Raw genomic sequence first — 22667 nt, 5'->3', positions numbered from 1 at the left:
GGAGGAGACGAGTCCATCTTAGGGTCTTGCCCGCACCCGCCCAACCAACGATTCGCCATATGCTTATCGCCCGCTTGCTCACGTGCATCGCAGATGCGACTCGGCGCGTCGTGGCCGCATGGTTATATCGTTAGAACAAAAAGTCGCTTAGCGGCGCGGCGCTCGCTCATTAAGATGACACTTCAAAGTCCGGTTCACTCCGGTCGGTCCGTTCACGGCCGTGCACATGCGTTGCTGACGCTGCATGAGTCCCACGTCGACCGCGCCGTCAACCGCAGCGTGAACCGCAATCGAAGGAGCATTTCGTTGAGCAGATCCGATCACTCCCGCCCGCCGCTCATCATCGGTATTGGCGGTACGACGCGCGAGGCCTCGTCGACCGAGCGCGCGCTGGCCTTCGCGTTGCGCGGCGCCGAAGCCGCCGGCGCGCAAACCCGCCTGTTCGGCGGCACTTTTCTGCATAGCCTGCCGCACTACGCGCCGGAACAGCCGGCCCGCACCGACGAACAACTCGAGTTGCTCGACGCGGTGCGTCGCGCGGACGCGGTGATCATCGCGACACCCGGCTATCACGGCGGCGTATCCGGGCTCGTGAAAAACGCGCTCGACACGCTCGAGGAATTGCGCGCCGACGAGCGCCCGTATCTGGATGGCCGCGCGGTGGGCTGCATCGTCACCGCCTACGGCTGGCAGGCGGCGGGCTCCGTGCTGACGTCGCTGCGCTCGATCGTGCATGCGCTGCGTGGCTGGCCGACGCCGTTCGGTGCCGGCATCAACACGCTGGAGACGCGTTTCGATAGCGTCGACAGCTGCTCCGATCCGAAAGTCATCGAGCAACTCGCGATCGTCGGCCAGCAAGCCGCGCAGTTCGCGCTCGCGTTCAATGCACAGCGTGCGCACGGCGCACCCGCCACGTCGAGCCATTCGACCGCGAGCCGGACCTCCGCACAAAACACCACCTCGATCGCCGCGGACGGCCGTTCCGCGCGCGTCCTGCACGCGGTCTGAAATACTCCCCCGGCACCCGTGACGCCGCCGCAATTGCGCGTGGCGTCACGCTTTGCGCCGAGCGACCGTGCGCCACATAACAGACATCGCGACCCCGCTCGAATAGAGTCCCGAACACAGCGACTTCGATCCAATCCGGGCTTCTGATTACCACTCCCGCGCCGCGCTGATTTGCTTCCGACGAAAGATTGGTTCACCCGCTGCGCAGCGCGCCCTACGCTTGACCCTGCCCGCCGCTTCACCCACCTTCGGCAACGACGGGGCCGCGCCGCACGCATTGGTATTCCGCACGACACCCGCGGACACACAGACAAGTCAGGATCATGAACTCACACATCCGCTACAAGGGCTACGAGGTCGAAGCGGCAACGCAACTGCTCCCCAACGGATTATTCGCCGCCAATCTGACGATCGAGCAGCGCGACGAAAATACGCGTAAAGCTTATTCGTTCGACGCGCTCGACTACTTCTTCGACGAAGAGCATGCGCTCGCCTATGCGTCGGACTGGGGGCGCATGTGGATCGATAATCACCGGTAAGCGCATCGATATCGATGAAAGCGAGCGCGACGCGCGTTGTGCATCGCCCGGCATCGGCCCTCAGGCGGATGTGCCAGAATAGCTGAACCCTTGCGTTCGCTGTCTGCCCGCGTGACCTGTCCGCTACTTCGACGGATGCAGTCGAACCTCGCGCCGCCCGCGACGCATCCATCGATACGGAGACGCCGGTAATGACATGGACCGTCGATGCACAACTCGCGCTCAGCGCGGCACAAGCGGTCGAGGCGCTGCAAGCGGGCCGGCTCAAAGCCGCCGACTACGTCGCCACCCTGCTCGCGCGCGCCGCCGCCCTCACGCAGTTGAACGCGCTCACCACGCTCGACTTCCACGGCGCGCTCGCCGCCGCGCAGCGCATCGACGCATTGACGCCAGCGGAGCGGGCGCGACTGCCGCTTTGCGGCCTGGCCATAGTCGTCAAAGACAACATCAACACCGCGGGCCTGCCGACGACGGCCGGCACGCCCGCGCTCGCCGGCTTCGTGCCGAACACCAATGCACCATCGGTGCAACGACTCGTCGACGCGGGTGCGATCGTGCTCGGCAAGGCCAATATGCACGAGCTTGCGTTCGGCATCACGAGTACCAACCTGTCCGCGCACGCGGGGCCGGTGCGCAACCCGTACGATCCGTCGCTGATACCGGGCGGTTCGTCGGGCGGCACCGCGGTGGCGATCGCCGCACGCATCGCGCCCGCCGGGCTCGGCACGGACACCGGCGGCTCGACCCGCATCCCGGCCGCGCTGACCGGCACCGCGGGCTTTCGTCCATCGGTCGGCAATGGCGGCGCCGAGCGGCGCTATCACGACCCCAACGCGGTCGTGCCGATCAGCCATACGCGCGACACCGTGGGCCCGATGGCGCGCAGCGTCGCCGATCTGGCGCTGCTCGACGGCATGATCACCGGCGACGGCGCGTTGCCTGCGATTGCGCTCGACGGCTTGCGCATCGGCTTGCCCGCGCCGCTGTGGGACGCTCTCGAGCGACAGGTCGAAGACGTCGCGCGCGCCGCGCTGCAAAAGCTCGAAGCGGCGGGTGTCACCTTCGTGCCGGTCGCGATGACCGAGTTGGAGCATCTGAACGGCATGGTCGGCGGTCCGCTCGCCATTCACGAAGCGCGCGACGACGTGCTCGCGTGGCTCGTCGCGAATCAGGCGCCGGTGCAGACCGTCGCCGATCTGGCCGTGCGCATCGCGAGCCCGGACGTGCGCGCGATTTACGACGACGTGCTCGCCGACGTGCTCGGCTCGCACTATTCGGCGGCGCTCAATTACTGGCGGCCGCGGCTGCAGAACTACGTCGCCGCGACGTTCGCGAATGCCGGTCTCGATGCGTTGCTGTTTCCGACGACGCGGCTCGTCGCGGTGCCGATCGACGATCTGAACGGTTCGTCGACTGTCACGATCGATGGCGGTCCGCCGATCGATACGATGGAAGCGTTCCTGCGTAATACCGATCCGGCCAGCACATCCGGCATTCCGGGGCTGTCGCTGCCGGCGGGTATCAGCGCGAGCGGGCTGCCGGTCGGCCTCGAACTCGATGGACCGCTCGGCTCGGACAGGCGGCTGCTGGCCATCGGTGTCGCAATTGAACAGGTACTGGGAGAGTTGCCGGCGCCGGTGCTGTGAAGCCCGAGTTTCACGTCGGCGCCATCCGGTTTGTGCTCTAATGCCTGCGCATTGCAGCCCGCATTGCGGCGCTTTCCCTGCCCGAACCCCACCCAAGCGACGATGACGGACCTCGCCACCGCCCTCTCATCTCGCGGCCTCGCGCGCCGCATCGTTCACTTGACCGCCGTGCTCGCGGCCGCTCTCGCCGCCAGCGCCTGCGCGCGCCTCGAGACGGTCGATTCCAACGCGCTGTGGAAGATCGTCGACATTCGCTGCGTGCCTTCGCAGCTGGCCACCGGCAGGCCGGGGCAATGCACGGTCGTCGATCTCGACAAGCGCTATGTCATCCTGAAGGACATTCTCGGCCGCTCGCAGTTTCTGCTGATGCCGACCGATCGCATCACCGGCATCGAAAGTCCGCTGATCCTCGCGGCCGATGCGAAGGACTACTGGAGCGACGCGTGGGTTTCGCGCCATTACGTTCAGCAAGCGGTCAAACGCGAATTGCCCGACGATCAGCTCGGCCTCGAAATCAACTCCGAATATCGTCGCTCGCAGAACCAGCTGCATATCCACATCGATTGCATGCGGCGTGAAGTCAGTGCCGCGCTCGCCAGTCACGCTCACGACGCGCCCGGCGAATGGCGCTGGGCGACGCTCGATGGCAAGCGCTACAGGATCATGCGCGTGAGCTCGCTAAGCGGCGCCGACGACCCGTTCAGGATCGTCGCGCGCGACAATCCCGATCCGGCGACGATGGCCACGCAAACCATACTGGTCACCGGCGCGGGACCGTCCGCGGCTCGGGATGGCTGGCTGATCGTCAACAGCGGTATCGACATCGATGGCGGCAGCGGCACGGCCGAAGGGCTGCTCGATCACGCGTGCCGCGTGGCGGACGATCATTGAACGCTTACCGGATACGCACTATCCGCGCCCGCTTTTCCACGATTGCGTGGATGCATTGCTCAATAAAATGGTTCGGGCACACAGCGTCGCCCCGTAGGATCGGTCTGGACCTGCGAGTCAACATCGCGGGTTCGAACATACATGCGGACCGATGCAACGATGGCGATCTATCTCGACTACTCCCAGCGCAACGATATCGACCGTCTGGCCGCTGGCCGGGCCTGGCGCACGCAGTGGCCGACATGGGCGCTGATCGTCGCGATCTACGGTGGCTGGTTCGGCGTCGCCGCGCACGCGCGTCTGCTGGGTCTGCCGCTGACGGCCGCGCTGCTGGCCATCTTCGGCGCATGGTACATGTCGTTGCAGCACGAGCTGCTGCATGGCCATCCGACGCGCTCGCGATTCGTCAACGCGCTGCTCGGCTTCGCGCCCCTCGCGGTGTGGTTCCCTTATCACGTGTATCGCGAGTCGCATCTGCGCCATCACGACGATGCGTATTTGACCGAGCCCGGCAGCGATCCGGAAAGCTATTTCGTTAGCGCAGCGGACTGGCAACGCGCGGGCACCGCGATGCGTGCGTTGCTGGTTTTCCGCAATACGTTGATAGGTCGCTTGCTGGTCGGGCCGGCGTTTGCGATCGCCGCGACCGGTGCGCAGGCACTCGACAAGATTCGCGACGGCGATTGGCGCGACCTGCCCGCATGGCTCGCGCATCTCGCCGCGCTGGTTGCACTCACTGTGTGGTTGCAGCAGCGGTGCGGGATACCGGCGTGGGTGTTCATCGTCGGTGCGGGGTATGGCTCACTCGCGCTTGCATCGGTGCGTTCGTTTCATGAGCATCGGATTGCGCAGGAGCCCGCGCATCGCACGGTCATCAATGAAGCGGGATGGCTGTGGCGGTTGCTGTTTCTGAACAACAACTATCATCTGGTTCATCATGATCTGCCGCAGGTGCCGTGGTTTGCGCTTCGGACGGTCTATCAAACGTCCCGCCAGCAGTACATAGAACGCTCCGGAGCCTTTCTGGTCAAGGGTTACAGCGAATGGGTCAGACGCTATGGATTCGCTGCGGTAGCGCATCCGGTGGCGATCGGCACGTCCGACTCAGGCCGAGGAAATCCGGCTGCTTCCGCCGGTTTTGCGGGTAAATTGCGGGAAAAATTTTTGGTAGTTGTCCGTCAAGGAGAACTCCATGAGGCTCACCTCCCCGCTCCTGCAGAACGCCAAACCGCAGAGCAAGCCCTATAAACTTCGTGATCGCGATTCCATGTATTTGCGGGTCTCGGTCTCGGGTTCGAAAGTCTGGCAATTTGATTACCGATTGGATGGCAAGGACTGTCGCTACAGCTGTCGGATGGACAGCGGTCATTCCAGGCTTACTGCTTGCCGCCGCTCCATCCGTCCCGTTCACGTAAGGCGATAAGCCTTGCGCGCGGTTCCCCGGAACAAAGCCTCGCGTTCGCCAGCGCTAGCGTGTGCCGTCAACTTCTTGAAGGCGTTCCAACCGTTGCTGAATGGATAGGAATCCGTTTACAAAATTGCGGTTGGCACCACGCTCGCTGACGACCGGTTATGCGTGCCGCAGCTTGAAGCGGCGATCGCGACCGTACTGGGTTTGCAGCCAGCGCAGATCAACATCTTCGTGACCATCGTTACACAGGAGGAAGTCGACCTGCACTTCGGTGTCTACGAGAGGATGCTGGCTGAAAAGCTCGGCGTGGTGCCGTCGATCCAGTAACCCACGCGGCAGGCATGGAGCGGTTGACTGGCAACAGAAGCGCCAGCATGAAGGGGCAACTGTCGGCAAGACAGCCCACGAGACCAGGTGCCCCTTTATGACCGGCCGCGCTCCCGTGGCGAGCGGGGCAGTACTCGTCCATCCCTCGAAGAACCCTGGAGTCATCGAGTCCATATTTCGATCCTTCTCGATCAGGTCGGCGTGGCGGGATCTTCGCTCGTATTCAGTCTCACCACCGCGGTTTTCGGCGGCTTCACGCTCGTCGCGAGCCTCGTGTCATAACGCCGGGGCGGCGTAGCCGGGCGGTCCGCGTTGTTCGCCTGAGGGTTGCTCCTGCCTCAGCCACCGCAAGCGAGACCGCCGGGCCGATGCGTTACCCGCTGCGGGGCCTCTTTTGCACGTCTGCATTGATAACCTTGGGACATCAATGCTTCGAAAAATTGCACTTCCCGTTTTGCGCGTCCTGCGCAAATATCGATCCCCAAGACGTTCATAACAGAGAACTCGTCGGAGAAAGGCGCGAAGCGCAAAACCGTGTTTCGCCTCTCCCAGTGCAAGCCCGATTATGGCTGCCGCCTGGAGGTACCGACGCGCATCTCGCCCGCCCCACCTCGCCACGTGATTCTCCTGCCGCCGCCTTCGAGCGCGTCCACGGCAGCGGTGCGTCTCGCGCCTGCCGCAGCGAGCTGACTGAATATCCAGTATCCGCTTCATTCGTCATTACCTTCAAATTCGGGAGACACTCACATGCAGATCACCGGAATGTTGCACGGCGCGCGCCTGCTGCAATTCGTCGGCTTTCCGTCCAGCGAAGTGCTGGGCCCGGGCGCCAGCGAAGAAGAGATCAAGTCGCTCATCGACCGGCATGGCCAGATATTCATCAAGCCGGTATTCAAGGGCGGCGTTGGCAAGAAAGGCAAGGCCGGCCTGCTCGGCCGCGCAACCGATCTCAAGACGGCGCTGGCGGAAAAAGAACGGCTGTACTTTGCCGAGCACGTTGTAGGTCACGTGCGGGCGAAGGCGAACGGCGTGACATTCGAAGCGGGTGTGCCCGCCAAGCACGAAGTCTACTTTTCGATCTCCGATTCCACGCGTTTTCGCGCTCCCACCATGACGCTGTCGCACATGGGAGGAATGGACATCGAGGAGGTCGATCCAAAGCACGTCGCGATGGTGCCGTTCGATGCGCTGACCGGACTTAAGGCGTTCGTCGTCGCCAATGCGCTGAGCGAGATCGGGGCGCCGCGTGAAATCATCTCGCCACTCGTGCAGCAGTTGCCGAAGCTCTGGGAACTCTTCCATGACTTCGGCATGACGACGCTCGAACTCAACCCGATCCGCATGCGCGAGGACAAAAAGGGGCGTCTCACGCCCGTGGCATGCGACTTCAAGTGCGGATTCGATCGCGACGATCCGCGCTTTTCGCGACTCGGTCTCCCGCCCCACCTGTTCGCCGCAGACTACTCGGACTTCGAGCAGGAGATCAACCAGCTTCGCACGCACCAAGGCCAAAGTGATGTCTACGTGATCAACGACAAGGGAACCATCCTCGCGCCCACGTTCGGGGGCGGGGCGAACTCACTCGTCACCGAGATGTTGGGCGACGCCGCCATTATCTCGTCCGATTTCGGTGGCAACCCGCCCTACGAAAAAATGAAGGAAGTGGCGCGCATCTGCTTCCGGCACTGGCTCAAGCAATCGAACGTGCTATTCATCATCGGCGGCAAATCCAACAACACGGACATCTACGAAACTCTGCGTGCGATGGCGGATGCACTGCGCGAGCACTTCAGCGAGCACGGTCCGACGCCGCTCTACGTCGTCCTCGGCCGCGGCGGTCCTAACCTGGTTCGTGGCATGTCCGCACTGCGCGACACCTGTGATTCGCTCGGCCTGCCCTATCGTCTCTTTGGCTTTGACTCCGATATCAGCGAAGTGATCCAGTACGCCCGTAAGGCCGACGCATGGATGCGCTCGGGTGGACGCTCGCAGGTCGCGGCGCGTATCGGCGCGCGCGACGCTCAATCGCAAACGGCATCGGCCTGAGGAGATCGACATGCACAAGCAAGGCAACAGCCACTTCAAATACTTCGTCGGAATCCAGTCGCTGGCGGACATCGCCACGCGTGAAGATCGCGTCTGCGTGCTCAATATTCTTGGGGGCGAGTCGTCGGACGTCACGCCGGTGAGTCACGCCTTCTCGGGCGCGAACGTCGTGTTCGGCACCGCGCCCGGCAAAGGCGGGCAAGTGCTCGCGACGCCTGCAGGCGACATTCCGGTCTTCAACAACGTGAGAGAGGGTTTGGAAGCCGGTCATCGGTTCAACTGTGGCGTGGTGTACCTGCCTCCGTCGGCCGCGCGCGACGGCGTGGCCGAGCTGATCCGTGTGAATCCGGATCTGCGCAAGGTCTTCATCATCACGGAGAAGATCGCCGTGCACGACGCCCGTGAAATCCGCGCAATGGGACAACAGGCGGGCGTCGACATCTTCGGCGCGAACGGGCTGGGCGTCGCGGACTCGTGGCAGCGCGTGCGTATCGGCGGCGCGCTCGGCGGTGACGATCCGGGCGCAACGCTGCGCCGGGGATCGATCGCCATCTTCTCGAACTCCGGCGGCTTCAGTACCACGATCGCGCAGTACCTGCGCATGAGCGGCTGGGGCACATCGACCGTCGTTTCCAGCGGAAAGGATGTCTATATCCACTATGCCGCACCGGAGTTCGCCTTTGCCCTCGCCAACGACGCGCGCAGCAAGGCCGCCGTGCTGTACTGCGAGCCCGGCGGGTACTACGAGGCCGAAGCGGAGTTCACCAAACCCGTGGTCGCGTGCGTGGTGGGCCGCTGGAAAAGCCGTCTCACGCGCGCAGTGGGACACGCGGGCGCGATGGCGGGTGGCGCCGACGATGCGCTCGCGAAGGAACGCTGGTTCATGGAGAAATTCGGCGTCGAGCGGCTCTTCACGCCCGACGATCCTTGCTGCTCGGCGAAGGGCGCGGTGGTGACGAACATCGCCCATATTCCCGCCGCGCTCACGGCGGTGATGCGCGCAAACGCAACGATGCCCGACTTCGAGCCGGAAGGCAGCCTCGCGCTCAAACCGTGGTTCGGCTCGGATCAGGGGCTCGAGTTACCCGGCGAACTCGCGCTGCCAGTCGTGCGGGCCGTCGCGCCCTACGACGAGCAAGTCGCGCGGGTGAACGACCAGGTCGGCGCGATCCCGCCGCGGCAGCCGTTGAAAGACGCCTCGGGCGCCTCGCAGATGGACGCGAAGACCCAGGTCAGCAGCTTGCACGGCGTATCGATGCTCGAAGCGGCGACGCATTCGTTCGAAGCGAACGTGTGCCTCGCACTTTTGCACGAGTTCGGTGGCACAAATGACGAGAAACTGGTCGACGTCGCAATCGGCGCGGCGGTGAACCTGTACGGCACGCCTGAACTGGCGGCCGCGCAGGCGGCGCGCGAGGCGGGCAATGCGCCAAACGCGGTGCTTGCCGCCGCCGCTGCGATCGTCGGGCCGAATCGCCAGCGCGCGGCGCGCGACGCAGCCAGGCTGATGATCGACCGCTTCGCGGCAGCAAAACTCATGGACGCGTTCGATCACGAATTCGACATCGACGCGATCGACACCGAAGGCAGCGCGGCACTTTTTTCCGACGAACCCGACCTGCAAGCGCAGGCCATGCTCGCCGGGCTCGCCGTGCGCAGTGTGAGTTCGGTATTCGTGCGATGGCTTGCCAACGGGCCGGGCCATCCGCGAGCGGACGCCGTGCTCGCGGCGATCACGACGACACTCGCCTGGGGCCCGCTCATGCGCAAGCGCATCTCGCGGCTCACGGCGGAGAACCTGCCATGGTGGATGAAACTCTTCGGCACGCTGATCGGCGCCTCGGCGGACGCCTCGCGCCACCGTGCTGACGGTTTCTGCGACTTTTCCACCGAGGCGTTGCTCGGCGAGCGCTCGCTGACGGAGGTGGCATTCGCAGCGCTGCTCGGTCTGAAACCGTCCGCCGACGACCTGTTCGCATTCAGGACGCTGACCGGATTACTGCTCACGAACGGACCGGGCGCGATCTCGGCGCAAGGTGCGAAGGGTGCGGTGTCCGCCGACGGTCCCGAATCTCCCGAACGCGTCCAATTGAACAAGGCGCTCACGGGCTTTCTCTCCCATTCGGGTTATACGCACGGCGGCAACGGCTATGAAGGCATCGCCTTTCTCATCGAGGCGTTTCGCGACAGTGGCCTCGACGACCCCGCCGACGCGCAACACGGCGTCGACCTCGAAGCACTCGCGCGCCGTTCGGTCGAGCACTATGCGCAGTACAAGGCGCAGCAGAAACAGCTGGGCAGCCTCGACATCGCCAAGCTGCCGGGCGTGAACCACCCGGTCTTCAAGGACAAGCCGGTGAACCATGATCCGCGCGAGGTGTTTATCTCGAGGCTTTACGAGGCCCGCGGGGAGTACAACGCGTTCCATGCGTACTACCGCGCGCTGGTGCAGGCATTGTTCGACGCGGGTGTCTCGCGCAACGTCTACTGCGTCAATGTCGATGCCGTGATCGCCGCGCTGCTACTGAAGATGCTGTGGCAGCCGCTCAAACGCGGAGAGTTCAGCGAGGCGGACCTTGAAACCGCCGCGTTCACAATCTTCCTCTACCCGCGCATGCTCGGATGCGCGGCGGAAATTGACGATCATCTGAACCGCGGACGCAATATGGACACGCGAACGCCCGCATCACAGTGTCGTTTCGTGGCCTGACTGTGGGACTCTGAAGGCGCGCCGGGCGCTAGTGCACAGGTAGCACCCGGCGCGGCAGAGCCAAATGTCGATCGATAACTAACAAACATCAAACGTTCGAAACATTGCAATTATGGTTTTATTGGTCATGGGCCAATATTCCCGAAAGACAAGACCGGACCACCGCATTTATCGGGATTTCAGGAGACACATTGATGCACCCCTCGCCCTCTACCCGTTGCCGGGACACTCCAAGGCTCCGGCGGTTTTCCGCGTAACGGCCGGCAATTTTCTGGAACAGTTCGACTTCTTTTTTTGGGCTTCTGATGGAAACCTGAAGGAAGGCTTGGCTCTGGCCATTTCCCTCTCACGTCTTCGGGGCATTCCTCGCGACTTCCTCCGCACTCTGCGCGCCGCCTGGCGTTGCTGCCCCGAGCATCCGCCCGAGACACGCACGATCGCACGCACCTTCCCACATCGAAACAAAGATCACTGCGCAAGCGTTGCTGACCACGCTCGTCAGCGCCCGCGCCTCTGACATGAAGCGGTCGATGCCTACCAGTAGCGCCACTCCGGCGACGGGCAAATCGGGAATCACTGTCAACGTCGCGATGAGCGCGACCAGCCCGCTGCCCGACACGCCGGCCGCCCCCTTTGAGGTGAGCAACATAACCGCGAGCATGGCCGCGATCTGCGGCGCGGAAACCGCTACGTCGCACGCCTGAGCAATGAACATCGAGGCGAGCGTCAGATAGATCGCGGTGCCGTCGAGATTGAACGAATAGCCCGCGGGCAGCACAAGCCCCACTAGGCCCTTGTCGCAGCCGAGCGCCTCCAGCTTCGCGATCAGACGGGGCAGTACCGGCTCCGTCGACGACGTCGCCAGAACGATCAGCAACTCCTCTCGCAGGTAGCGCAATAGCCGCCAGAGAGCGAAACCGTGCACGCGCGCGAGCAGAGCGAGAACCAGCGCAATGAACAGCACGCATGCCACGTAGAAAGACACCATCAACATGCCAAGCGAGCCGACCGAGCGGATCCCGAAGCGGCCCACCGTGAATGCCATCGCGCCGAATGCGCCGAGAGGCGCCAGTCGCATGATCATCGCGAGGATGCGAAAGAGCGTCTCGGCGATGCCGTCGATGAGCGCGAGCACCGGCCTGCCGGCGCCCGGACATGAATTCAGCGCGAAACCGAAGAGCAGCGAGAGCAGCAGCACGGGCAGCACCTCGCCCTTGTCGAAGGCACCAAGCATCGTCTCGGGGATGAGGCTCATCCCGAACGCGACAACGTCGCGCGGATGCGTGCCCTTCGCATATTGCGCGAGGTTACTCACGTCCAGGTGGCTTGCGTCGATGTGCATTCCCGCGCCGGGGCGCAGCACGAACGCCGTGACGAGTCCGAGCGCGAGCGCCGCGGCAGTTAGAAGATAAAAGAGCGCCAGCGCCCGGAAAATTGTGCGACCAATCGCGTTTCCGCTTCCAAGCGATGTAACGCCCGAGACGATCGTGCAAAAAACGATGGGCGCAATCATCATCCTGACAAGGCCAATGAACCCGTCGCTCAAGGGCTTCAGCAGCGGGCCCGCTTGCGGCAAGAAATGACCGAGCGCCATACCGAGCACCATGGCCAGCACAACCTGCACATAGAGCAAGCGAAGCGGTCTCACCAATCTCACGATGCGGTCTTCCTGCCTCGCCGCTCTTTCGGAGACGCTTCGTCACTTAAGGCATCGCCGCTTGCGCCGCCGCGCCTGAGCTCGATAATCGTTCTGTGGAACTCCTGAGCGGCCGGGGTCAGCGGACGCCCGCGGCGCCTCACGATTCCCACGCGCCGCTTGACCACCGGTTCGACGAGCGGCACGCTCGTGAGGATGGGGTGATTGTGCCCGGGCATGGCCATCGACGGCACCGCCGCGACACCGAGGCCCGCTTCGACCAAACCCAGCATGGTCGTGACATGGCGAGTCTCGCAGATACTCGGCAAGCGCGGTGCCACCGCCGAGAGCGCCTGATCGAGCAGTAATCGGTTGCCTGAAGTCTTGTCTACCGAGACGTACTCGTGCTCGTAAAGCTCGCTCCAGCTCACGCGCTTCTTGCTGGCGAGCGGATGATCACGACGGCAGGCGGCCACGAAGCGCTCCTGCAGCAGCACCTTGAAGTCGACCTCGGTCTCCTGGCTGCCCACAAAGCTCACCCCGAAATCAGCCTCTCCGCTGATGACGGCGGAAAGCACCTCATTGGCGCTCACATCCAGCAACTTGACCCGGATGCGAGGAAAGCGGCGATGATAGCTGGCAACGGCGTTTGGCAGGAAGTAGTAGGCGACCGAAGGCACGCAGGCAATGGTCACATGACCCAGGCGGCTCGAAGAAACGTCGCGGATGCCGAGCAACGCGACGTCGAGATCATCGAGCAGCTGTTCGGCGCTAGGCGCAAATACACGACCAACCGTGGTGAGCGTGACGCTGCGCGTGGTGCGCTCGAACAGACGCACGCCGAGCGCTTCCTCGAGCTTGTCGATGCGGCGGCTCAAGGCCGGCTGCGAAATGCTGACCGCCTCGGCGGCCTTGCGGAAGCTTCCGAGTTCCACGACCGCTCGAAACGCCTGCAAGTCGTTCAAGTCGAAATTGACGCCCACAGGTCATCCCTCCGCGTTTCAAATCAGGTATTTTGCACGATGCAGCGCAAAGCACCCATTGGGAACTACACGTGTTTGCGGGCGTAAGCGCACGACGGTCAAACTTGACAAGCCAGGTATTGATTGCGAGGTAACCTTCGCAGCAGATTGCCGCGCGGCATGCAACCTATATATTGGCATTACCGGTCAAGACGAGAGGTCGATTCGATGGACTTTGATTCGGCGAGTAGAACTCGTAGCGTCGCGGCGCTGTTGACGTTATCGGGAGGCTTTCTGGACGCTTTCGCGTATGTCGGGCATGGTGGCGTATTTGCCAATACGATGACGGGGAATGTCGCCCTTCTCGGTATCCAGATCGCGGCGGGGGACTGGGCGCGGGCGGCCCGCCATATTCCTCCATTGATCGCTTTCGTGTTCGCGGTATTTGTCGTTCATCTCCTGCGCCTCAATGCCTTTGCGCCTTCGGTCCGTCGTCCAGCACTCGTTTGCCTGCTTCTTGAGATTGCCTTTCTGTCCATGGCGGCAAGCGGTCTGGTCGGCGACTCGGATGTCTGGCTTATCCCTGGCATTTCGTTCGTCGCCACCCTGCAGACCTTGTCCTTCACGCACATCGAGAATCTGACCTACACGTCGGTCATGACAACAGGAAACCTACGGCGAGCGGCGAAAAAAATGCTGGAGGCCTTTATCCCGAGTTACGACAGAATTGCGTTGCACGAGGCGTCACTGCTTGGGATGGCAGGCTTTTGTTTTTTCGCAGGCGCGGTGTTTGGGGGTGTGACGACACGGATGCTACACGACGGAGCACTCTGGCTTGCAGTCCTGCTTCTCGTCGCAGCGCTTGTCCAGATAGGTCGGCTAGTTCGCCGGCGCGAAGACGAGGCTGCCGCGCGGAGTTACGGTGAGTGATACGGGACGTTTTGTGCTGATGGCCCTGGCTGGATTCCGGTTTGCCCCGCGCATTCGCGATCTTGGAAACATGAAGCTGAGAAAACGGCAATCGACAGGCGATTGAGTGGAGGCATTCGGCACCATCGGTTATGACCGACGGTTTTGTAGAACTGCCGCGAGCGTGCTTGCGCCTCGCGAATGGTCGCCGCGTCGATACCGTGACCGCGCAGATAGAAGAAGCCGATATCACGCGCGGCTTCGCGCAGCTTAACCAGAAAATTCGCGAGCGCTTCGGCATCGCCGTGGTCGAATTGCATCAGGTCGAGTACGGGCAAAGCAGTGGCGGCGCAGCGGTCTCTATTGGACATATGAACTTTCGCGGTCAGATCGTCATTCGCTGAATCAGCCGCGAAGCGCACGAGCGGCCAGCTCATCCGCGATAGCAACGAGATTGATCAACGGTGGACGTTTGGCTCAATCTCTCTTCGCTCGTTCGATCCGACACGGAAATCTGACGCGGTGTGCTGCTCGGGCAAATGATCGCCGCGCCCAAACAGCTTGCCGCGCAGCGTTCCGTCCGCATAAGCAGTCTTGTAAAGACCCCGGTTCTGCAGTTCGGGCACGATGTGATCGATGAAGTCTTCGTAGCTCTCGGGCACCACCGTACGGCTCAGATTGAATCCATCGATACCGGTTTCTTCGATCCAGCCCTGCAGCTCATCCGCGACCTGCGCGGCACTTCCGACGATGGCGGGATACCGGCCACCCAGCTCGAACATCTCGAGCAGCTTGCGCCGTGTCCAGCCGTGCTGCTTTGCTGTGCGCGTGGCGGACTCGATGGCATTGGTGGGCGCGTAATCGACGGTGGCGTCAAGATCGTATTGTGCGTAATCGATGCCCGTGCTGGCGGCAAAATGTGCAAGCCCTGCGTCGCGGCTTGCATACCGTAGATAGTCCGCGTATTTCTCGCGAGCTTCGCGCTCCGTGGCGCCGGTCACGACTGCCGCGCCGGCGAACACCTTCACGTCATCTGGGCGTCGTCCCGCTTCAACCAGTTGCTCGCGCAGCGTCTTGACCGTCTCGCGTGCAACCGCACGACTCGGGGGCGAAATGAACACGCATTCTGCGTGACGGGCGGCAAAACGTTGACCACGCCCCGAACTCCCCGCCTGAAACAAAACTGGCGTGCGCTGCGGCGACGGCTCCGCGAGGTGATAGCCGTCCACGTTGTAGTAGCGCCCCGCGTGCCGGATCTTGTGGACCTTCGCCGGATCGGCATACACACGCGCCGACTTGTCGCGAAGCACCGCGTCCGCTTCCCAGCTCCCTTCCCAGAGCTTGTACAGCACGTCGAGGTATTCGTCCGCGCGGTCGTAGCGCTCGTCGTGGGGCAACTGCTCTTCAAGTCCCATCGCCCTTGCCGCACTGTCGAGATAGCCCGTCACGATGTTCCAGCCGACTCTGCCTTGCGTCAGATGATCGAGCGTCGAGAAACGCCGTGCAAGCAGATAGGGCTGCTCGTAGGTGAGGTTGACCGTGACGCCGAAGCCGAGATGCCGGGTAACGGCGGCCATCGCCGAAATCAGCAGCGTGGGATCGTTGACGGGAAGCTGGATCGATTCCCGCAACGTCACGTCGACGTTGTGCTGATAAACGTCATACACGCCAACGATGTCGGCCAGAAACAGCCCGTCGAACAGTCCACGCTCGAGCGTGCGCGCCAGATCGGTCCAGTACGGCAGTGTCCGATAGTCTGCCGAGCGATCGCGCGGATGCGTCCATAACCCGTGGTTGATATGGCCGACGCAATTCATGTTGAATGCGTTCAGCAGGATCTGCTTTTTTGCCATCACAAGGCTCCGTGCCTGGGCGGATGTTTGTCGTTGAGATAGAAATTGCCGACGGCGTGATACTTCCAGCGCACGGGATCATGCAGCGTGTGGGTGCGTGCATTGCGCCAGAACCGGTCGAGGCCGAGGCCGTCGAGCGTCGCGGCGGTGCCGGCGAGTTCGAACAGCCGCGAGCCGGTTTCCAGTGAGACCGTCGTGGTGAGCGCGCGCGCCTCGGCCACGGCGATCGACGCCTCAGCAACGGAGCGTTCGGCTGGCTTCGCCTGGGCTGCGTCGACCAGGCGGCCCGCCCGGCGCAACAGCGCTTCCGCCGCGCTCAGGCGAACGGCAAGATCACCGAAGGCCGTGATGGTGAGCGGATCCTGCCACGCATGTTCCACCCTCGCGTCGATCCATGGCCGCGAATGCTCGCGCACGAACTGCAACGCTGCCTGAAATGCCCCGCGCGCCTGTCCCAGATCGATTGCCGCATGCATGATCTGCGCGAACGGGCCGATCGTCGTAGGCCGCTCGAACGAAGTCTGAAACGGCACGATCCATTCTGGCTCGACGCGCACCTGATCGAACTTCACGGAGCCGCTGCCCGTGATGCGTTGTCCGAAACCGTCCCAGTCGTCGATCACTTCGACACCCGGCGCGTCGCGCGGGATGAACACGAGGTAAGTGACATCGCGCCCGTCTTCTTCGCTGACCGCCAGTGTGGGAATCCAGTGTGCGAACAGCGCGCCGGTGCAATAGAATTTTCGCCCTTCGACTTGCCACCCGGCCGCGCCGCGCGTGAGCCGCGTGCGCCGTTTGAAGTCCTTGTGGCCAGTCTCGGCGAGTGCGTTGCCGAATCGGTCTCCCGCCAGTACGCGATCATAGAAGAAGCGCTGTTGCTCAGCGCGCCCGCCGACACGCAGCACTTCCAGTGCATAGAAATGATTCTGCGGAATCTGGCCCAAAGAGCCATCAGCTGCCGCAATGATCGCCGTCACTTCCGCGAGCGTCTTGCTGCTGACGCCCGCGCCGCCATATTCGCGAGGTACCGTGATCGCCCATAGACCACTCGCCACAAACGCATCGAGTTCGGCCCACGGCAACCGGCGATCGCGATCGCGCGCCGCGGCTTCGGGGGCGAAAGCTGCGGCGAGCTGTCGAGCGGCCAGCAACGCGTGTGCGTCATCGGCGATTCGTGCCGGCCTCGCGCGCGGCGATTCGGCCGGCGAGGTGCGCTCAAGCGTACTGTCATGAATGTCTGTTGCCATTTTTCAGTTCCACGAATGCCGCACGGGCAGTACGTCATTCAGAAAATAGTTGCCGACCAGATGCAACTTCCAGCGCACGGGATCGTGCAGCGTGTGGGTGCGCGCATTGCGCCAATGGCGATCGAGGCTGTGTGCCGCGCGCGTCGACGCGGACCCCGCCAGTTCGAACAGCTTCTCGCTGGCTTCAAGCGCGATGCGCGTCGTGAGCACTTTTGCCTGAGCCACGGCAACGGACGCACGCGCGCTCGCCGCGGCATCCACCGGCTGCGAGGCGGTGGTGTCGAGCGTGTGGCCAGCCTCGATCAGCACTTCGTGCGCGGCGTGGAGATCGATTTGCAGGCGGCCGACGTCGGCGATGATGTAGGGATCGTCGACGGCGCGCTCCAGCCCCGAATCGATCCACGGCCGGGAACGCTCGCGCACGAAATGGATTGCATCGGCCACGGCCGCCTCGGCGATTCCCTGGTCGATGGCGGCCTGTATCAGTTGAGAAGTCGGCCCGAACAGACCTGGACGGTCGCCAAGCTGCCAGATGGGCAATACATCGTCGGCATCGACCGACACCTGGTCGAAAATCACGGTACCGCTCGCGGTTGTGCGCTGCCCGAACGAATTCCAGTCATCGACCACGCTCAGGCCAGCGGCATCGCGCGGCACCCAGACCTGAACGGCACGTCCTTCGTCGTCGGTCGCGCGGGCCGGGACGCGGTGCGCAAACAGCGCGCCCGTAGAATAGAAACGCTTGCCGTCTAGCCGCAGCCCATCTTGCGTCGCACGCAAGCGCGTCGTGCCTTGCAGGATCGTCGCGCTCGATGCGGAGCGGCGTTCCGGGCCGGCATTGCCGAGCCGCTGGCCCGCCAGCACTTCGCCGTACAGGCGCGCTTTTTGGGCTCGTGTGCCGATCTCGCGAAGTACGCCCAGCACGCCGAAATGATTTTGCGGGATCTGACCCAACGCGGGATCGGCCGCGCAAAGAATCACGAAGACTTCCGCAAGAGTCGCGAACGAAACGTCGGCGCCGCCGTATTCCGCCGGCACGGTAATCCCTCCCAGCCCGCTTTCGGACCACCGGTCGAGTTCGGCCCATGGCAGGATGCGGTCGCGATCTCGTTCGGCGGCACCCGCTGCGAAGTCTGCCGCGAGGGTGCGCGCCGCATCGAGGGCTTCGGAATCGTCCTTGATGCGCTTGACACGCGCAGGATCGGGACGTCGCGGCAACTGCGCCACGGCATCAGATTGAAATGTCGACATGATGTTGGCTCGAATGCAAAAGTGAAGCCCGCAGCGCCGCGATTCGCTCCCGGCCGATCTGGCCGGACTTCACGCCCGTCGCGCGAGACGGCGAACGAGGCGGTCCCCGACGACCTGCACCGCCGTGACAATCGCGATGAGCAACACAATGACCGTCACCATCACAGTCGTGTCGAAGCGCTGGTAGCCATAACGGATCGCGAGATCGCCAAGCCCGCCCGCACCGACGGCGCCCGCCATCGCGGACGAGCCGATCATCGCCACGATCGTGATCGTGAATCCGCCCAGGATGCCCGGCAGCGCTTCCGGCAGCAGTACATGCCAGATGATGTGGCGGCGCTGCGCACCCATCGCCTGGGCGGCTTCGATCAGACCGCGATCCACTTCGCGCAGACTGACTTCGGCAACGCGGGCAAAGAATGGAATCCCTGCGATAGAGAGCGGCACGATCGCAGCCCACACGCCGATCGTCGTGCCGACCAGAACACGCGTGAGCGGCAACAGCGCGACGAGCAAAATGATGAACGGCGTCGAGCGCAGCGCGTTGACGAGACCGCCAAGCGTCGAATTCACAGTGCGTCGCTCGTAGATACCACCCCGCGTGGTCGTGACGAGCACCAGCGCAAGCGGAATACCGACGATCAACGCGATGCATGCCGAAATGCCGACCATCAGCAACGTGTCACGAATCGCACCCGTCAGTTCCGAAAGCCACAGTTCAGACATAGCCAAGCACCTCCACGTGATCCGCGTGTCGCCGCGCACGCTCAACCAGCACGGCGATGTGGCTCGCGAATGCATCCTCTGACCTCTCATGCGCCGACAACCGCGCCGCCAGCACGAGACGCCCCTGTGCATGTCCCTGAATGCGGTCGATTCCGCCATGCACGAAGCTCACCGCGCCGCCGTCCACCGTCAACGCCGAGCTCAATGCCGCAAGGTCCGGATCGTTTCCGCTGGCCCCCGTGTAGCGCACGTCAAGCAGAACATCGGCCGCCTCGCCAAGCAATGCAGGATTGCTCGCCGGCTTCAGGCGGGCGGCAAGATCGTCGGGAAGGGCGTGCACCAATGTGCGCAACAGCGCGCGCGTCGCGTCATGCTGTGGCTCGCCGAACACTCGCCACACGGGGCCTGTTTCGACTACGGCGCCCTGCTCGATGACAGCGACGGTGTCGCAGGCTTCGCGTATCACGCCCATTTCGTGCGTGATGAGAATGATCGTCAGACCGAGACGCCGGTTGATATCGCGTAACAACGCGAGAATCGACTGTGTCGTCTCCGGGTCGAGCGCAGAGGTCGCTTCGTCGCACAGCAAAATGTCGGGATCGTGTACCAGCGCACGTGCAATGCCGACGCGCTGCTTCTGCCCGCCCGAAAGACTCGCCGGAAATGCGTTTCGCTTGGCCGACAACCCGACGAGATCGAGCAGGGCCGAGACTTTCTCTTCGATGGCCGCCCGGGACACGCCCGCGATCCTGAGCGGCAACGCGATATTGTCATAGACCGTTTTCGCCGACAGCAGGTTGAAGTGCTGGAAAACCATGCCGATGCGCCGACGCAATGTGACGAGTCCGCTCTCGTCGAGCTCGCCGACGCTCACGCCGTTCACGAGCACCGCTCCCGAGGACGGCTTTTCGAGTCCATTGACAAGGCGCAGCAAGGTCGACTTGCCCGCGCCGCTGCGCCCGATGATGCCGAATATCTCGCCACGACGCACGTTCAACCGTACGTTCGTCAACGCGACGGCGGGCCGACCGCGTGCCGGCTTGAATACCTTGCCTGCGGCGTCGAATACGACGGCAGGTGCGGTGCCGTGCTGGGGCGCTCCGACGGCGAATGCCGATTCTTCCTCGATGAAGCGCGCAGCGTCGAGCAGATGGGTCATGTGGAATTCCTTGCCGATCCTCGTCTCACCACGCGACAGCGTACAGATTGCCGAACGCCTTATCGAGCGCAACTCGCACAGCATGCGAATGCTGGTAGATCGAAATGAACTTGAGGATGCGCGGGTCGTTGACGCTTTCCGGGCGCACCACCCATTGAATCGCAAAGTTCTTGTTTTCGAGGCCATCGAACAACAGCGCGCTATTCGGATCGGCCGTGCCCGCGAGTTTGATAAAGCTCGGATAGCCCTGCGCGAGATCGACGTCATCGAGCGAGCGTGCCAGCTGCGACGCCTCGAGGGCAACGATCTTCAGATGCTTCGGGTTATCGACGATATCCAGCGTGGTCGCGCGGTAGTCGACGCCAGGCTTCAGCTTGATAAGTCCAGCGCGTTGCAGCAGGAGCAGTCCGCGACCGCCGTTGACGGGATCGTTCGCGATCGCAACCGTGGCACCATCCTTCAGATCCTCAAAGCGCTTTACCTTCTTCGAATAGAGGCCGATCTTCATGATCGTGCCGGGAGCAATCGCCACGAAGTTGTAACCACCCTGCTTCTTGGCGTTTTCGAGGAAGGGAATGTGCTGGAAATAATTGACGTCGATATCCTTGTTCGCGAGGGCGGCGTTCGGCGTATTCCAGTCGGTGAATTCGATGATCTTGACGTCGAGCCCTTGCTGTTTGGCTTCCTGAGCCGCGGTCTTCAACGCTTCGATTTGCGGGCTGGTCGATGTGCCGATCTTGAGTGTCTGTGCGTCGCCCGCGAATGCGGATGACGTACTGAAGGCCAGCACGAAGAGGATAGCGTGGACTGCCGACGCGTTTCGAGCGAAAAAGAAACGCCGTAATGTGGACAAAGCTTGATTCATACTCGACTCTCGTCAATGGAATGTATTGATTCAAAGCGCTCGCGACTGCAAGAGGCTCAGATCACGCCTCCACGGACTTCCACGTGCGGGAATGGACTGGGAACCCATTTGGCCGTTAGATAACACCTCGCCGCGCTCAGTCCGGGGAGAGCCGATAATAGAGTCACGCAAAAACCCGGTCTACGAAGCGATTTTCGAATGGAAATCGTAAAACGCGATATGAAAGCGTTGCAGATCGCTTGCGCAACATGCGATCTCTATATGTTTATCTGAATTTACTATTTAGTCTTTGCATAACGTAGTGTTAGCCTCGTTTCGATCATCCGCAGGCGCTTCGTTCATCGTTGCGTCTGTTGTGACATGTATTTCCTCATCAAAACGGATTTCCGCAAGGAACTAACATGAGCGTCGAATTCATCGGCATGATTCAACAGCGCAAGGTGTCGGAAACGCATCTTCCGCAAGGGCCCGCTATCGATACCGACTACGTGCGCGCCTTTGCGCAGGCGCACGAGAACGCCGGCTTCGACCGCATTCTGGTCCCGCACAGTTCGACGAGCCCCGATGCGACGATCACGATCGCCTACGCGGCGAGCGTGACATCGAAAGTGCATTTCATGCTCGCGCATCGCCCGGGCTTTGTCGCGCCGACACTCGCGGCCCGGCAGATCGCCACGCTCGATCACTTCTCGGGCGGCCGACTCGGTGTGCACTTCATCTCCGGCGGCAGCGACGAAGATCAACGGCGCGACGGCGACTTCCTGAGTCACGACGATCGTTACGCGCGCACCGACGAATACCTGCAGATTCTGCGTCGCGTGTGGACGGAAGATCAGCCGTTCGATCACGAAGGCCGCTTCTACCGCGTAGAAAAGGCGTTCTCCGAGGTCAAGCCGAAACAGTCGCCGCATGTGCCCATCTATTTCGGCGGTGCATCCGAGCCCGCGCTCGCCGTGGCCGGCAAACATGCCGATGTCTACGCGCTGTGGGGCGAATCGAAACAGCAGGTGCACGAACAGGTGACGCGCGTGCGCGCCGAAGCCGCGAAACACGGCCGCAGCGTGCGCTTCTCCGTGTCGTTCCGGCCGATCCTTGCCGCGACGGAAAGTGCCGCATGGGAGCGCGCAGAACACATCCTCGAAGAGACACGTCGCCTGCGTGTCGAACAGGGCTTCTCGCGCGGCGGTCCGCAGCAAAGCGAAGGCGCGCGCCGCCTGCTCGCGGCATCCGGCGACGGCGTACGCGCGGACGAACGTCTCTGGACCGCCGTGGCAAAAGAAATCGGCGGCCGCTCGAATTCCACTGCGCTTGTCGGCACGCCGGCGCAAGTCGCCCAGACGCTCGCCGAATATCATGAACTCGGCGTGACGACCTTCCTGATTCGCGGCTTCGATCCGCTCGAAGACGCCATCGACTATGGGCGCGAACTGATTCCCGCGACCCGCGAACTCACGTCCCGCGAACGCCGCGCCGCCTGACAG

At 62.9% G+C, this 22667-nt stretch carries 18 protein-coding genes and 3 pseudogenes; 11 read left to right on the top strand and 10 right to left on the bottom strand.

Annotation, left to right across the window (positions count from 1 at the left end; translation table 11 throughout):
• Window positions 1-306: 306 nt before the first annotated feature.
• From ACLFKU_RS04580 to ACLFKU_RS04555, 6 genes are all read left to right on the top strand, one after another.
• Window positions 307-1008 (top strand): NADPH-dependent FMN reductase, encoded by a 702-nt coding sequence (locus tag ACLFKU_RS04580; protein ID WP_410848304.1) that lies wholly within the window; start codon window positions 307-309, stop codon window positions 1006-1008.
• 323 nt (window positions 1009-1331) lie between these two features.
• Entirely contained in the window at window positions 1332-1547 is a 216-nt protein-coding gene (locus ACLFKU_RS04575) for a transcriptional regulator (protein ID WP_176106231.1), read from the top strand.
• 191 nt (window positions 1548-1738) lie between these two features.
• Window positions 1739-3193 carry an indoleacetamide hydrolase gene (gene iaaH, locus ACLFKU_RS04570; protein WP_410848303.1) on the top strand — a complete coding sequence of 485 codons (1455 nt, stop codon included), beginning with the start codon at window positions 1739-1741 and terminating at the stop codon, window positions 3191-3193.
• Window positions 3194-3295: 102 nt separating this feature from the next.
• Complete coding sequence (locus ACLFKU_RS04565) at window positions 3296-4084, top strand: CDP-diacylglycerol diphosphatase (protein WP_410848302.1); 789 nt, start codon at window positions 3296-3298, stop codon at window positions 4082-4084.
• 159 nt (window positions 4085-4243) lie between these two features.
• On the top strand, window positions 4244-5332 hold the full coding sequence (locus ACLFKU_RS04560) for a fatty acid desaturase (protein ID WP_410848497.1): 1089 nt from the start codon (window positions 4244-4246) through the stop codon (window positions 5330-5332).
• The gene (locus ACLFKU_RS04555) at window positions 5277-5507 is read left to right on the top strand and encodes an Arm DNA-binding domain-containing protein (RefSeq protein WP_410848301.1); all 231 of its coding nucleotides are present in this window, start codon (window positions 5277-5279) and stop codon (window positions 5505-5507) included. Before ACLFKU_RS04560 ends, ACLFKU_RS04555 begins: the two co-directional genes overlap by 56 nt.
• Here the strand turns inward: ACLFKU_RS04555 and ACLFKU_RS04550 are convergent.
• Window positions 5492-5608: pseudogene (locus ACLFKU_RS04550) on the bottom strand (amidohydrolase); the annotation flags it as partial. The gene ACLFKU_RS04555 and the pseudogene ACLFKU_RS04550 overlap by 16 nt on opposite strands.
• 13 nt (window positions 5609-5621) lie before the next feature.
• Between ACLFKU_RS04550 and ACLFKU_RS04545 the strand changes: the two are divergent.
• The 3 genes and pseudogenes from ACLFKU_RS04545 to ACLFKU_RS04535 all read left to right on the top strand — a co-directional run.
• Window positions 5622-5822 (top strand): annotated as a pseudogene (locus ACLFKU_RS04545) (hypothetical protein); the annotation flags it as partial.
• Between the two features lie 747 nt (window positions 5823-6569).
• Window positions 6570-7868: an ATP citrate lyase citrate-binding domain-containing protein gene (locus tag ACLFKU_RS04540; RefSeq protein ID WP_368581789.1), complete on the top strand. Its 1299-nt coding sequence runs from the start codon at window positions 6570-6572 to the stop codon at window positions 7866-7868.
• Window positions 7869-7878: 10 nt separating this feature from the next.
• Window positions 7879-10578 (top strand): CoA-binding protein, encoded by a 2700-nt coding sequence (locus tag ACLFKU_RS04535; protein ID WP_410848300.1) that lies wholly within the window; start codon window positions 7879-7881, stop codon window positions 10576-10578.
• A gap of 346 nt (window positions 10579-10924) precedes the next feature.
• Here ACLFKU_RS04535 and dctA read toward each other — a convergent pair whose 3' ends face one another.
• Both dctA and ACLFKU_RS04525 read right to left on the bottom strand, forming a co-directional pair.
• Complete coding sequence (dctA, locus tag ACLFKU_RS04530; protein WP_410848299.1) at window positions 10925-12235, bottom strand: C4-dicarboxylate transporter DctA; 1311 nt, start codon at window positions 12233-12235, stop codon at window positions 10925-10927.
• Window positions 12232-13197, bottom strand: coding sequence for a LysR family transcriptional regulator (locus ACLFKU_RS04525; RefSeq protein WP_410848298.1), 966 nt, complete (start codon window positions 13195-13197; stop codon window positions 12232-12234). The genes dctA and ACLFKU_RS04525 overlap by 4 nt, the downstream gene beginning before the upstream one ends.
• A gap of 207 nt (window positions 13198-13404) precedes the next feature.
• Here ACLFKU_RS04525 and ACLFKU_RS04520 point away from each other — a divergent pair, with 207 nt between their 5' ends.
• Complete coding sequence (locus ACLFKU_RS04520) at window positions 13405-14106, top strand: YoaK family protein (protein WP_410848297.1); 702 nt, start codon at window positions 13405-13407, stop codon at window positions 14104-14106.
• Window positions 14107-14261: 155 nt separating this feature from the next.
• Here ACLFKU_RS04520 and ACLFKU_RS04515 read toward each other — a convergent pair.
• The 7 genes and pseudogenes from ACLFKU_RS04515 to ACLFKU_RS04485 form a co-directional block, all read right to left on the bottom strand.
• Window positions 14262-14456: pseudogene (locus ACLFKU_RS04515) on the bottom strand (2-oxoglutarate and iron-dependent oxygenase domain-containing protein); the annotation flags it as partial.
• Between the two features lie 87 nt (window positions 14457-14543).
• The gene (locus ACLFKU_RS04510; RefSeq protein ID WP_410848296.1) at window positions 14544-15938 is read right to left on the bottom strand and encodes an LLM class flavin-dependent oxidoreductase; all 1395 of its coding nucleotides are present in this window, start codon (window positions 15936-15938) and stop codon (window positions 14544-14546) included.
• Complete coding sequence (locus ACLFKU_RS04505; protein ID WP_410848295.1) at window positions 15938-17185, bottom strand: SfnB family sulfur acquisition oxidoreductase; 1248 nt, start codon at window positions 17183-17185, stop codon at window positions 15938-15940. The genes ACLFKU_RS04510 and ACLFKU_RS04505 overlap by 1 nt, the downstream gene beginning before the upstream one ends.
• Before the next feature lie 3 nt (window positions 17186-17188).
• Window positions 17189-18436, bottom strand: coding sequence for an SfnB family sulfur acquisition oxidoreductase (locus tag ACLFKU_RS04500; RefSeq protein WP_410848294.1), 1248 nt, complete (start codon window positions 18434-18436; stop codon window positions 17189-17191).
• 69 nt (window positions 18437-18505) lie between these two features.
• The gene (locus ACLFKU_RS04495) at window positions 18506-19162 is read right to left on the bottom strand and encodes a methionine ABC transporter permease (RefSeq protein ID WP_410848293.1); all 657 of its coding nucleotides are present in this window, start codon (window positions 19160-19162) and stop codon (window positions 18506-18508) included.
• Window positions 19155-20321 carry a methionine ABC transporter ATP-binding protein gene (locus tag ACLFKU_RS04490; protein WP_410848292.1) on the bottom strand — a complete coding sequence of 389 codons (1167 nt, stop codon included), beginning with the start codon at window positions 20319-20321 and terminating at the stop codon, window positions 19155-19157. Before ACLFKU_RS04490 ends, ACLFKU_RS04495 begins: the two co-directional genes overlap by 8 nt.
• 25 nt (window positions 20322-20346) lie before the next feature.
• Window positions 20347-21186 carry a MetQ/NlpA family ABC transporter substrate-binding protein gene (locus ACLFKU_RS04485; protein ID WP_368581778.1) on the bottom strand — a complete coding sequence of 280 codons (840 nt, stop codon included), beginning with the start codon at window positions 21184-21186 and terminating at the stop codon, window positions 20347-20349.
• Window positions 21187-21587: 401 nt separating this feature from the next.
• Between ACLFKU_RS04485 and ACLFKU_RS04480 the strand changes: the two genes are divergently transcribed.
• Window positions 21588-22664 carry an LLM class flavin-dependent oxidoreductase gene (locus tag ACLFKU_RS04480; protein ID WP_410848291.1) on the top strand — a complete coding sequence of 359 codons (1077 nt, stop codon included), beginning with the start codon at window positions 21588-21590 and terminating at the stop codon, window positions 22662-22664.
• The last annotated feature ends 3 nt before the right edge of the window (window positions 22665-22667 follow it).

This window comes from Paraburkholderia sp. EG304 (genome assembly GCF_046543485.1).
GTDB classification, from domain to species: Bacteria; Pseudomonadota; Gammaproteobacteria; order Burkholderiales; family Burkholderiaceae; genus Paraburkholderia; species Paraburkholderia youngii.
Note: the sequence above shows the minus strand (reverse complement) of the source record. Positions and strands in the feature narration are given on the sequence as shown.